Source organism: Kitasatospora sp. NPDC087861, assembly GCF_044742585.1.
In the GTDB taxonomy this organism is placed as follows: domain Bacteria; phylum Actinomycetota; class Actinomycetes; order Streptomycetales; family Streptomycetaceae; genus Kitasatospora.
This window is the reverse complement of the sequence record NZ_JBIUUS010000013.1, coordinates 104,269-116,350: the sequence shown is the minus strand read 5'-3', so window position 1 is coordinate 116,350 and position 12,082 is coordinate 104,269. Positions and strand designations below refer to the sequence as shown.

Annotated in this window: 11 protein-coding genes; 7 read left to right on the top strand and 4 right to left on the bottom strand. The window is 74.4% G+C overall.

Translation table 11 applies throughout. From position 1 onward, the window contains the following. Positions 1-9: 9 nt before the first annotated feature. Positions 10-825, bottom strand: a complete 816-nt coding sequence (locus tag ACIOJE_RS19870; RefSeq protein WP_400777595.1) for a sensor histidine kinase — start codon at positions 823-825, stop codon at positions 10-12. 154 nt (positions 826-979) lie between these two features. Here ACIOJE_RS19870 and ACIOJE_RS19865 point away from each other — a divergent pair, with 154 nt between their 5' ends. The 3 genes from ACIOJE_RS19865 (at position 980) to hemC (ending at position 5,050) form a co-directional block, all read left to right on the top strand. Then, the gene (locus ACIOJE_RS19865; protein WP_280674220.1) at positions 980-1,705 is read left to right on the top strand and encodes an ABC transporter ATP-binding protein; all 726 of its coding nucleotides are present in this window, start codon (positions 980-982) and stop codon (positions 1,703-1,705) included. After that, positions 1,702-4,011 (top strand): ABC transporter permease, encoded by a 2,310-nt coding sequence (locus ACIOJE_RS19860; protein WP_400777594.1) that lies wholly within the window; start codon positions 1,702-1,704, stop codon positions 4,009-4,011. Before ACIOJE_RS19865 ends, ACIOJE_RS19860 begins: the two co-directional genes overlap by 4 nt. A gap of 103 nt (positions 4,012-4,114) precedes the next feature. Beyond that, positions 4,115-5,050, top strand: a complete 936-nt coding sequence (hemC, locus tag ACIOJE_RS19855) for a hydroxymethylbilane synthase (RefSeq protein ID WP_400777592.1) — start codon at positions 4,115-4,117, stop codon at positions 5,048-5,050. Positions 5,051-5,079: 29 nt separating this feature from the next. Here the strand turns inward: hemC and ACIOJE_RS19850 are convergent, their stop codons facing one another. From ACIOJE_RS19850 to ACIOJE_RS19840, 3 genes are all read right to left on the bottom strand, one after another. Further along, positions 5,080-5,943 carry an LLM class flavin-dependent oxidoreductase gene (locus ACIOJE_RS19850; RefSeq protein ID WP_400777591.1) on the bottom strand — a complete coding sequence of 288 codons (864 nt, stop codon included), beginning with the start codon at positions 5,941-5,943 and terminating at the stop codon, positions 5,080-5,082. 463 nt (positions 5,944-6,406) lie between these two features. After that, on the bottom strand, positions 6,407-7,216 hold the full coding sequence (locus ACIOJE_RS19845; protein ID WP_400777590.1) for an aminoglycoside N(3)-acetyltransferase: 810 nt from the start codon (positions 7,214-7,216) through the stop codon (positions 6,407-6,409). 176 nt (positions 7,217-7,392) lie between these two features. Beyond that, positions 7,393-7,953: a winged helix-turn-helix domain-containing protein gene (locus ACIOJE_RS19840; protein ID WP_400777589.1), complete on the bottom strand. Its 561-nt coding sequence runs from the start codon at positions 7,951-7,953 to the stop codon at positions 7,393-7,395. Positions 7,954-8,029: 76 nt separating this feature from the next. On the opposite strand from ACIOJE_RS19840, the gene def reads away from it, so the two are divergent. From def to ACIOJE_RS19820, 4 genes are all read left to right on the top strand, one after another. Further along, on the top strand, positions 8,030-8,617 hold the full coding sequence (def, locus tag ACIOJE_RS19835) for a peptide deformylase (RefSeq protein ID WP_400777587.1): 588 nt from the start codon (positions 8,030-8,032) through the stop codon (positions 8,615-8,617). A 27-nt stretch (positions 8,618-8,644) separates the two neighbouring features. After that, the gene (locus tag ACIOJE_RS19830; protein WP_400777585.1) at positions 8,645-9,331 is read left to right on the top strand and encodes a class I SAM-dependent methyltransferase; all 687 of its coding nucleotides are present in this window, start codon (positions 8,645-8,647) and stop codon (positions 9,329-9,331) included. 85 nt (positions 9,332-9,416) lie between these two features. Next, positions 9,417-9,650, top strand: a complete 234-nt coding sequence (locus ACIOJE_RS19825) for a hypothetical protein (RefSeq protein WP_400777583.1) — start codon at positions 9,417-9,419, stop codon at positions 9,648-9,650. Between the two features lie 25 nt (positions 9,651-9,675). Then, the gene (locus tag ACIOJE_RS19820) at positions 9,676-12,081 is read left to right on the top strand and encodes an SAM-dependent methyltransferase (RefSeq protein WP_400777581.1); all 2,406 of its coding nucleotides are present in this window, start codon (positions 9,676-9,678) and stop codon (positions 12,079-12,081) included. Position 12,082 lies beyond the last annotated feature (1 nt).

Genomic DNA, 12,082 nt, shown 5'->3' with positions numbered 1-12,082 from the left:
TCTCCTCCGTCACGGCCGGTCCAGCGGGATGCGGGCGCGGACCCGGTAGCCGCCGCCGAGGCGGCGCCGGGCGTCGAGGTCGCCGCCGTACACGGCGACCCGCTCGCGCAGGCCGAGCAGCCCGCGCCCGGCGCCGTCGGGCTTGCGGTCGGGCGCGGCCGGGGCGCCGGCCAGCACGCTCGGCCCGCTGTTCAGCACCTCCACCCGCAGGTAGTGGTCCGCGTACCGCACCGTCACCTCGGCCGTCACCCCGTCCCCGTGCTTGAGCGCGTTGGTCAGCGCCTCCTGGACGATCCGGTACGCCGTCACGTCGACGCCGCCGGGCAGCGGTCTCGGCTCGCCCGAGATCCGCACCTCCACCGGCAGTCCGGCGAAGGCGAACCGGTCGATCAGCGGGCTGAGCCGGCTCAGGCTGGGCTGCGGCGCGAAGCCGTCCGCATCCGGCTCCTCGCGGCCGTCCGCGGCGGGGGCGAGCAGCCCGAGCAGGTGCCGCAGCTCGGTCATCGTGTCGCGCCCGGCGGCCTCGACGGCGCTCATCGCCGCCGTCGCCTCCTCGGGCATGGTGGCGAGCACCTCGCGCGCGGCCCCGGCCTGGACCACCATCAGGCTCACGTTGTGGCTGACGATGTCGTGCAACTCGGCCGCGATGCGCGCCCGTTCGGCGTCCACGGCGGTACGGGCGGCGCTCTCCCGCTCCCGTTCCAGCAGCCAACCGCGCTCGCCGATGGCCGCCCGGTGCTGCCGGCGCGCCCGGGCGAGCGCGATGCCCAGCCAGCCGGCCGCCGTGCCCGCCGTACCCGCCACCGCGACGGTGGCCCACTCCAACCCCGTTCCCCACACGCCGACAGCTTCCCAGCTCAGCGAGTGATCCACATCATCCGGGGGTGCCGCCCGGGTACATCCCGGGGACTACGGCCACCTGCGGTTACACCCGGGGTGGGACGCCCGGCCCGGGCGGCCGCGCCTACCGTCGTCCACCATGAGCAACGACCACGACGGGACCACCCGGCCGGACGACGCGCAGGTCGTCGTCGAGCTGTCCGGGGTGCACAAGGAGTTCGGCGACGCCAAGGCGCTCGACGGACTCGACCTGCGGATCAGGGCGGGCGAGGCGGTCGCCGTGATGGGCCCCTCGGGCTGCGGCAAGTCCACCCTGCTGAACATGGTGGCCGGGCTGGACCGCCCCACCTCCGGCACCGTCCGGGTGCAGGGCCAGGACCTCGGGCAGCTGAACGAGACCGGGCTGGCCCTGTTCCGCCGCCGCCACGTCGGCATGATCTTCCAGTTCTTCAACCTGATCGACGACCTCCCGGCCCTCGACAACGTCGCCCTGGCCGCCCAGCTGACCGGCACCACCGCCCGCCAGGCGCGTCGCCGGGCACTTGAGCTGCTGGACGAACTCGGCGTCGCGCACCGCAAGGACGTCTACCCGGCCTCGCTCAGCGGCGGCGAGCGCCAGCGCGTCGCGGTGGCCCGGGCCCTGATGAACCGCCCGGCGCTGCTGCTCGCGGACGAGCCGACCGGCGCGCTGGACAGCCGCTCGGGGGAGCAGGTGATGGACCTGCTGATCGACCTCAACCAGATCGGGCAGACCCTGCTGATCGTCACCCACGACCCCAACCTGGCCACCCGCTGCGCCAGCCGGCTGGTCGAGGTCGCGGACGGCCGGGTGGCGCGCGAGCGGATGCTGGAGGCGCAGTCGTGACCGGCGCCGTGTGGCGGGCCTCCCGGGCGGCCGTGAAGCGCCGCCGGGTGCAGACCATCGTGATCGGCCTGGTCGTCTTCTGCTCCACCGCGACGGTGCTGCTCGCCCTCGCGGTGATCAGCGCCGCCCGGGCCCCCTTCGACGACGCCTTCGACGCCGAGCGCGGCGCGCACGTCGCCGCTGCCTTCGACCCGGCCAAGGCCTCGGCGGAGCAACTGGCCGCCACCGCCCACCGGCCGGGCGTCGAGGCGGCCGCCGGACCGTTCGACCAGGCCGTGGTGGAGATCCCCACCGACTGGGTCGGCCGCCCGCCCGGACCGCTGACCCTGGTCGGCCGGGCCGACCAGGGCGGTCCGGTGGACCGGGTGCGACTGCTGGCCGGCCGCTGGGCCACCGCGCCCGGCGAGGTGGTCGTCAACAACCCGGGCGGGGGCGCCGGGGCGTGGAACCTCGGCTATCAGCTCATCACCAGCACGGGGCTGAAGCTCACGGTCGTCGGCTTCGCGACCGACATGAGCCAGTCCTCCGGCGGTTGGGTCACCCCCGCGCAGGCGGCCGCCCTGCACCCCACCGCCCGGCAGATGCTCTACCGCTTCACCGACGCGGCCACCGAGCAGCAGCTCACCGCCTCGCTCGGCACCGCCACCGAGGGCCTGCCCAAGGACGCCGTCGCCAGCGCGCAGTCGTACCTGGTGCTCAAGCAGGCCTTCTCTGCGGGCGCCGACGCCTACCTGCCGCTGATGACGGTCTTCGGCGTGCTCGGCCTCATCGTCGCCGCGCTGATCGTCGGCAACGTGGTGAGCGGCGCGGTGGTCTCCGGCTACCGGCACATCGGCGTGCTGAAGTCGATCGGCTTCACCCCGCGCCAGGTGGTCATGGTCTACCTGACCATGGTCTCGGTGCCCGCGGTCGTCGGCACCGTCCTCGGGACGGCGGCCGGCTGGGCGGCGGCGTACCCGATCCTCGAGACCGCGTTCTCCGGGATCTCGACCGGCGCCGCCGTGATCGAGCCGGCCGGCTGGCTGCCCGCCGCCACCCTGCTCAGCGTCCCGCTGCTGGTCGCCCTCGCCGCGCTCGTCCCCGCCTCGCGGGCCCACCGGCTCTCCGCCGCCCAGGCCATCTCGGCCGGCAGCGCGCCGCGCACCGGACGCGGACTGAAGGTCCAGCGCTGGCTGAGCGGCACCCGGCTGCCGCGCGCCGTCAGCCTCGGTCTCGGCCAGCCCTTCGCCCGCCCGGCCCGCACCGCGCTGACCATGGCGGCGATCGTGCTCGGGGTGGTCACCGTGACCGTGACCACCGGGGTGAGCAGCACCCTGGCCAAGACCATGCCCGCGCCCGACGGCAGGACCCACATCGACGTGCAGACCAGTGTCTTCTCGGACAACAAGATCGCGCCCCGGCTGACCCCGGAGCAGACCGAGGCGATGCTGCACGCCACCCCCGGCGCCGAGCGGGTCTCCGTCCGCGGGCTGGTCCGGATCGGCATCGTGGGACAGCCCCAGCCCGTCTTCGCCAACTTCTACGGCGGCGACGCCATGGTCGACCACCGGCGGCTCGACGTGGTGGAGGGCCGCCCGGCAACCGGACTGAACGAGGTCGAGGCCGGGCCGGCTTTCCTCGACCAGCACGGGGTCAAGCTCGGTGACCGGATCACCCTGGTCCTGGACGGCCGGCAGACCACCGTCACCGTCGTCGGCGAGGAGGTCCAGGGCAACGCCAACTCGATCTCCTCCAACGACGCCACCAGGGCCCTGCTCACCCCCGACCCGCACGTGGTCGAGTACGACGTGCGGCTCGCCGACGGCACCGACGCGCAGGCGTACCAGAAGGCGGTCACGGCCGCTGACCCGAGCCTCTCGCCCTCGATCGTCACGGCGAGTTCGGCAGGGCCCGTCGTCGCGATCAAGACCTTCAGCACGACCTTCAGCGTCCTGCTGTCGGTGGTCGCCGCGCTCGGCGTCTTCAACACCCTGCTGCTCACCATCCGCGAGCGTCGCCGGGACCTCGGCATGCTGAAGTCGATCGGGATGACGCCCCGGCAGGTCGTCGCGATGACGGTCACCTCGGTGGCCTGGCAGGGCGTGGTCAGCGGGATCATCGGCATCCCGGTCGGGATGATGGCGCACCGGCTGATCGTCGAGAACGTCCGGATCATCCACTTCCCGGAGGCGACGAAGGACGTCTGGGGCGCCCCGCTGCTGACCGGCCTCGCGCTGGCGGGCGTCGTGATCGCCGTCCTCGGCGCCCTCGTCCCGGCCCGCTCGGCGGCCCGGCTGCCGATCGCCGAGGTGCTGCACAACGAGTGAGCGCGGGTGGCACACGGACGGCCGGGCGGAGAAGCCGCCCGGCCGTCCGCCGCATGGCTGACACCACGTCAAGGAATGGTGTTCGAGCGCCTATCATCGCGCCATGGCCACCGCTGAGCTGATCCGCATCGTCTCCCGCTCCTCACCCATGGCGCTCGCCCAGGTGGAGCGCGTCCGCGCCGAACTCGCCGCCCTGCACCCGGGGCTGCGCACCGAGGTGGTGCCGGTCACCACCTCGGGCGACCGCTGGACGGGCGACCTCGCCCGGCTCGGCGGCAAGGGTGCGTTCACCAAGGAGGTCGACGCCGCGCTGCTCGCCGGGGAGGCCGACGTCGCCGTGCACTGCCTCAAGGACGTGCCCGCCGACCGCCCGCTGCCCGCCGGCACCGTCTTCGCCGCCTACCTGCGCCGCGACGACATCCGCGACGCCCTCGTCCACCCCGGCGGCCTGACCCTGGCCGAACTGCCGCCCGGCACCCGGATCGGCACCTCCTCCGTCCGCCGCGTCGCCCAACTCGCCGCCTCCCACCCGCACCTGGTGTGCCTGCCGATCCGCGGCAACGCCAACAGCCGGCTGGCCAAGCTGGCGGCCGGGGACGTCGACGCGCTGCTGCTCGCCGTGTCCGGGCTGGAGCGGATCGGCGAGCAGGCGCGGATCACCGAGATCCTGGACGTCGAGACGATGTGCCCGCCGATCGGGGCCGGCATCCTCGTCCTGCAGTGCCGCGAGGACGACGTCGTCACCATCGACGCCGTCGCCGCGCTCGGCCACCGCGACACCTGGCGCGAGGCGGCGGCCGAGCGGATGTTCCTGCACGTCCTGCAGGGCCACTGCAACAGCCCGATCGCCGGCTACGCCAAGGCCGAAGCGGACGGTCGGCTCTCGATGCGCGGCCGGGTCTTCAGCCCGGACGGCAAGCAGGTGCTGGACGCCCACGAGTGGGCCGGCGCCCTCGACCCCGAGGACCTCGGCACCTCCACGGCCCTGGCGCTCAAGCGGCAGGGCGCGCAGGACCTGATCGCGGGCATCCCGCACTGACGTCCCCGTCGGCTGCGGGCTGCCGTCCGTTACCGGAACAGCGCCTCGGCGAAGCGGTCCACCTGGTCGACCTCGGGGGACCAGCAGTACAGCATCACCTCGTCCGCGCCGATGGCCGTGTAGCCGGCCACGGCGGCCCGGACCGCCTGCGGTGTGGTGAGCAGGCGGTCCGCCGTCTGGTCGGCGAACTCGCTGAACGAGGAGTACGCGTGGATGTTGCGCCGGGCCTCCTCGACCGTCTGCTCCGAGCCGAGCGCGGCGTTCACCTGGGCCACCAGCCGGGGCCTGCCGTCGCGGCCGTGCCGCTGCCAGGACTTCTCGACGTCCTGGAACAGCCCGGCCATCGACTCCGGCGGCAGCGACGCGCCGAGGAAGCCGTCCCCGAACCGGCCGACCCGGTCCAGCGCGGCCGGGGCGAAGCCGCCGAACAGCACCTCAGGGCCGCCGGGCGTCACCGGCGCGGGCCCGATCGGGCCGACCCCCTCGCCGTACGGCTCGCCGGCCCACAGGCGGCGCAGCACCGGCAGCTGCTCGTCGAGGCGCCGGCCCCGGCGGCGCGGGTCGATGCCGGCGGCCAGGCAGTCGTCCTCCCGGCCGCCGACGCCGATGCCGAGCGTGAACCGCCCGCCGGAGAGCCGGTCCAGGGTGGCGGTCTGCTTGGCGAGCAGCGCGGTGCCGTGGTGCGGCGCGATCAGCACCTCGGTCTGCAAACGGATGCGGGACGTGGCGCCGGCCAGGGCGGCCAGGGTCACCAGGGGCTCGGGGCTGTCGAACACCAGCCGGTCCAGCAGGCCGAGCGTGCTGAACGGGCCGGCGTCGGCCCGTCGGGCCCAGTCGAACAGCAGGGCGGGGTCGTGGACGGGGAGGCCGAGGCCGATCTTGACGGGTTGCATGGGGGATCCTCCTCCGGAGGGCAGGCCGAATACGGGCGCCGCCCCTCCACGGGCTCACGTGTCGTGCGCGGCCCTGCTCCCGTTCTGCGGCTCTTCGTTCAAGGGAGCGTGCTCGGCAGAGTGCGGCGACGGTAGCGCGAGGTGTGCCATGAGTTCAACGCCTCTTCCGTCGGGCCCGTGCCGGGAATGAGGTGCGGGAAGTGCGAAGGAAGTTGACGGTTGGTCAGCTCGGGTGGGGCGTCGGGGGTGGACCCGGAGGCGTCGAGACCCACTGCCCCGTGACCGGCAGCGGGTTGGGGGTGGCCCTCAATCGCTCATGACGCCCAGCAGAACCTCGCGTTCCGAACGGGTGGCGCCGTCCTCCATCACCCCGCCAGCGTCGTGCCTCCGTCGTCGGCACCCTCGGTGGCAGTCAGGCAGTCAGGCAGTCAGGCGGTCAGGCAGGCAGGCAGCGCATGCGCCGTCACGTACGGGACAGCCCTTGGGTCCGGTGCTCGGGCAGCCAGCGCTGCGCGTACGCGACGGCGTCCCGGAGGCGGAACAGCCGGGTGGCGGCGGCGCCGACCGTGCCGTGCCGGACGGCCTCCGGCCGGTCGGCCTCGAACGCGGCGCCGAGCTCGGTGAAGTCGCCCGCGTCGATGGTCCGGTCCTCGACCGTGAGCCGTTGCCGGCCTTCGGGCGTCACGGCGGCGAACGCGCACTCCTCGCTCGGGCCCGGCACCCGGTACTCGGCCAGGTGGAAGCAGGTGCAGGAGCCGAAGTCGACGCCCAGCAGCAGGACGTGGGCGTCGCGGTCCTCCAGCCGGGCGAGCGGGCTGGCCTCGCCCAGCCGGCAGTCCAGGGCGTGCCCGTCGGTGATCTCGACGGCGCCCGGGCCGAGCGCGGCGAAGGACGTCTGGGGGTGCGTGCTGCGCAGGGCGCCGGGCCAGGTTCGGGCGGTCTCGGGGACGGCGCCCATCCCGAGCGAGGGGCTCACCCGGGGGTCGAACCCGGGCCAGGACGCCCGGATGTCGGGCCACCACTCGGGCGGCACCGGCGGGTTGCTCCACTCGGCGGGGTCGGAGTTGTCCCCGGTGTGCGTCGGTACGGCGAGGGTCCCGGTCGGCCCGAGGACGTCCAGCAGGGCCTGGACGACGGCGACCGCCCCGCCGGAGACCCAGCCGAGGGCGCTGAGCGAGGAGTGCACGAGCAGCGTGCCGCCGGGCTCGACCCCGGCGGCGCGCAACTCGGCGGCGAGGGACTGGCGGGTGCAGAGCGGGCCTGTGACGTGCATGCGGGCCAGCCTGCCGGTCGAGGGCCCGGGGCGCCAGCGGTTATTCCCGGCACCCGGTGCGGGGGCCCACCCCATGGTGGATCGGGGTGCCGGCCGTCTGCCGCCGGCCGTGCGAGTCGGCTCCCACCGGCTCCTGTCGACTCCCGCCGGCCCCATCGGCCGACGGGCGCCGCCTGCTACCGCTCGTCCGGGAGGAGCGGGAAGAGGCGGGCCACGGCGGCGACCGGGCGCGCGTCGGCGGGGCGGTGGGCCGGGTCGGTCTCGCGGTCGCGGTAGCGGGCGAGCACCTGGCGGACGGCCTCGCCGACGGCGGCCAGTTCGGCGGGCGTCAGGTAGAGGACGGTGCTGAACGCCTCGTCCTGTCGCCAGTCCGCCGGGGCCTGGTCGCGGTGGGCGAGCCAGCGCTGATAGCTCTGGTCCTCCAGGCCGCGTGCGAGTTCGCCGAACTCGTCCTCCCCGGTGGCCTGGTGGGGCAGCTGCGACTGCTGCGACTGCTGCGGCGCCTGCGGCAGCCGCCAGGGGCGGGCGCGGGCGTCGGTGGCCGGGGCCTCCTCGATCAGGCCGTGGCGGGCCAGCTGCCGGAGGTGGAAGGAGCACAGGCCCGAGCTGTAGCCGAGCCGGGCGGCGGCCTCGGTGGAGGTGAGCGCGGCGGTCTCGGTGAGGAGACCGAGGAGGGCGGTGCGCACCGGGTGCCGGGGGAGGGCGCCGGTGGCGGGTTCGGTGAGGTCTTCGGTCACTTTGCAAAGTCTGCTACTTTGCAAAGTCGATGACAAGGAGATGACAGGACGTCATCCAGTCGACGAGGGAGCGCCGATGTCCGAGCCGCGTGAACGCCCGACCATCCTGCGGATCACCGAGGTGGGGGAGGAGATCCTCCGCCGCACCTGCCGCCCGGCGACCGAGGCGGACTTCGGCAGCGGGCAACTGGCCTGCCTCATCGAGGACATGGTCGCCACCATGCACGTCGCCGACGGCTGCGGGCTCGCGGCCAACCAGGTGGACGTGGACCTGAGCCTCTTCGTCTACGACTGCCGCGACGACCGGGGCGTCCGGCATGTCGGTCACGTGCTCAACCCGGTCGTCGAGCCGCGAAAGCCCGGCCGCCGGCTGATCGAGGACACCGAGGGCTGCCTCTCCGTGCCCGGCGCCAGCACCGAACTGGCCCGCCCGGACCGGACGGTGGTGCACGGCTTCGACCAGCACGGCACCGCCGTCACCATCGAGGGGGCCGGGTACTTCGCCCGCTGCCTCCAGCACGAGACCGACCACCTGGGCGGCCGGCTGTACCTCGACCGGCTGTCCGGCCGGGACCGCAAGGACGTCCTGCGGCAGACCGCCGAGCGCCGGGAACGCGTCCTCGCCCAGCGGGCCACCCGGGCCACTCGGGCGTCGGTGCGGTAGCCGGACGGCAGGCCCTAGGGTGGCACCGTGACCGAGCACGCCCACCTGGCCGCCGTCCGGGAGTCCTACGACACCGTCGCCGCCGACTACCTCCGGCTCGTCGTCCCGCCGGAGGGGATGGACCCGGTGTCGCGCGCGATGCTCGCCGCCTTCGCCGAGCTGGTCCGGGGCGCGGGCGGCGGGCCGGTCGCCGATCTCGGGTGCGGGCCGGGCCGAGTGACGGCGTACCTGGACAGCCTGGGGCTGTCGGCCTTCGGCGTCGACGTGTCGGGCGAGATGGTCGCGCTCGCCCGCCACTGCTACCCCCAACTGCTTTTCCTGCACAGCTCGATGGCGGATCTCGACCTCGCCGACCGCAGCCTCGGCGGCATCCTGGCCTGGTACTCCGTCCACCACACGCCGCCCGCACTGCTGCCGCAGCTGTTCGCCGGGTTCCACCGCGTCCTGGCCCCCGGCGGTCACCTGCTGCTCGGCGGCCATGCCGGCGACGCGTGCCTGTACCCCGCCGAGGCGTACGGCCACCCGGTGTCGTACGCCTCGCACCTGGTCCCGGCGGACCGCCTGGCCGAGTTGCTGACCGGGGCCGGCTTCGCCGTCACGACCCGCCTGGAGCAGCCGCACCCGCAACGGGCGGACCGCTCCCATCTCTGCCTGCTCGCGCAGCGGAGGCAAAGCGCCACCCTGCCCCCGTCTCCGGATGCGACGAACTCGTAGCGCGTCCGAGGGCTGTCGATGCGAACGGGCGTTCAGTAGCATGAACTCGCTGCTGCCCGTGGCTCCGAGGGGACGTGTGACAATCGTGACCACAAGCACCCTGGCCTTCGACGTTATCGACATCGACGTGGACATCGATCTCGCCCTGGACGCCGACCCCGCCGCGGACCTGCCCGTTCTCCCGGTGGCCGCGGACGCCGTGGGCCGGTCGGGGGCCGCCCCGCAGGTCGTCCAGCTGGACTTCGAGGTGGGTGCCCCGGCGCTGATGGATCCCCCGCCGCAGTCCACCCAGATGGACTTCGACACCGACATCGCCTGACGTCGCTGCCTGTCGCCGCCGCCTGATGCAGCCGGATTCGAGCCTCGACCTGAACCGCAACCCGGACCGGACCTACGGCCGCCCGTTCGAGCGCTTCCCCACTCGCCGTGAGCACGAGGACCGCTGGACGGAGCTGGCTCAGGCCATCGCCGCCGCGCGTCGCCCGGTCCGGGACACCACTCCCGCCGAACCGGGTTCACGCAAGGGCGAGTTGATCGTCCTGGGCTCCGGCATCGAGGCGGCCGGGTTCACTCGCGCCGACGAACGGCTGCTCCGTGAGGCCGACCACGTCTTCCACTGCGTCGCCGACCCCGTGACGGTGGTGCGGATCAAGGCCTGGCGGCCCGACGCGTACGACCTCGGCGTCCTCTACGACGACGCCAAGGAGCGGTACCTCACGTACGTGCAGATGTCCGAGGCGATCCTGCACTTCGTCCGCGCCGGGCGGCGGGTGGCGGCGGTCTTCTACGGTCACCCGGGTGTCTTCGTCCTCTCCAGCCACCGTGCCGTCCGGATCGCCCGCCGCGAGGGCCACACCGCCGTGATGCGTCCGGGGATCAGCGCGCTGGACGTCCTCTGCGCCGACCTGGGCGTGGACCCGAGCAGCCCCGGCATGCAGACCTTCGAGGCCTCCGACCTGCTGGTCCGCAACCGGCGGATCGATCCGGGCCTGCACCTGGTGCTCTGGCAGGTCGGGCTCGTCGGTGAACTCGGCTACCAGCGCACCGGGTTCTTCAACCACCACCTGCCCGTCCTGGTGGACCGGCTGGAGGAGGTCTACGGCCCGGACCACCCGGTGGTCAACTACATCGGCGCCCGCTACCGGGGCACCGCGCCCGTCGCCGACCGGCACACGGTCGCCGGGCTCCGCGACCCGGCCGTGCGGCGGACCGTCACCAGCGCCGCCACCTGGTACGTCCCGCCGGCCCTCGCCGCCCCGGCCGACCCGCGGATGCTGGAACGGCTCGGCCTGCTCCGACCGGGCCAGACCGTGCGGCCGCCCACCGGCCCGGTCCGGACGATCGACGACTACGGGCCGCGCGAACTGGCCGCCCTCGACGGCTTCGCCGACTTCCACATCCCCGGCGGCTACCACTGGCAGGAGGACACGCCCGCCGCCCGCTTCGTCCTCGCCCTGGGGGAGGACGGCGCCCTGCGCGAGCGCTTCGTCCAGGAACCCGAGGCAGCGGTGGCGGCCTGGGCGCCGTCGGACCTCGCCGACACCGATCGTGCGCTGCTGGCCCGGCGCGAGGACGCGGGCATGCAGGCCGCCGCCAAGGGCGCCTACCGGCGGCCCACCCCGGAGGCGGCGCGGCGGCTGCGTACCCTGCTGACCCGCAAGTCCGAGGCGCGGGGGCTGCTCCGGGCGGTCCGCGACGGGGGGTTGGGCGACGCCGTCGACGCGAAGACCATCCGGCGGGACCTGGACGCCGTCCTCGCCGAGGCGCTGTACCCGTGGACGGGCCTGTACGGCACGCCCGACGGCGACCTCGACGTCTACGTCCTGGGCCGCGCCACCGACCCGCCCCGGCACCGGATCCACGTCGACGGGCGGCGGATCGTCGGCCCGCGCTACGACCACGGAGTACTGCGCTGGCGGGCCGAGGACGGCAACGACTGCGGCGGCGAACTGCGGACGGAGGTCGGCCGGGACGGACGGCGCCGGCTCGTCGGCACCGTGTGGCCCGCCGGACGGGTGGCGGCAGCGGAGTTCTCGGTGCAACTGGCCGAGTACGCCCTGCCGGACGTACCGCCGCTGGCGGACCTCGTCGGTGGCTACCGGGCGCTCGACGAGGCGCGGCGCGAGGTGCTCGTCTCCGTCGGGCCGGGCGAGGGCGAGCGGGCCCTGCGGGTCCGCGTCGCGGTCGACGGCGTGACCGCCACGGCCGCGGTCGTGGTCGGCCCGGCGGGCTTCGAAGTGGACGGCGTCGTCGTGCCCTTCGCCCAGGCCGTGCCGGCGTCGTCGGTGCCGTCGTATCTGTACGGCTCCTACCGAGTGCAGCTGCCGGGTGGACGCGGCGCCGACCTGCGGCTGGCCGAGGACGGCGTCACGCTCGACGAACAGCCGCTCCCGAACGCCTCGTTCACCGGCAAGCGCCTCACCTGGCGCGACGGCCCCGCGCTGCTGCCGAGCGCCGAACTGTCCCTGCTGCTCGACCCGATCACCCTGCACCCGATGTTCCACGGCACCGGCCGCGCGCCCGACGGCTCACCGCTGCCGGTGGTCGGCATGGTGCCGGTCGGCTCCGCCGATGCCCAACGCCTGGCCACCCGTCCACAGTTCGGCATCCCGTCCGGGCCGTGGTCCCACCTGACGGCGCTCGCCGCCGAGGCGAGCCGCAGCGGCGGCCTGTTCTGGTGGCACGGCTGGGAGCAGTCGGCCACCGCCCTGCACACGCTGCGGCGCGCGCTCTGGGAGGCGGGGCTGTAGG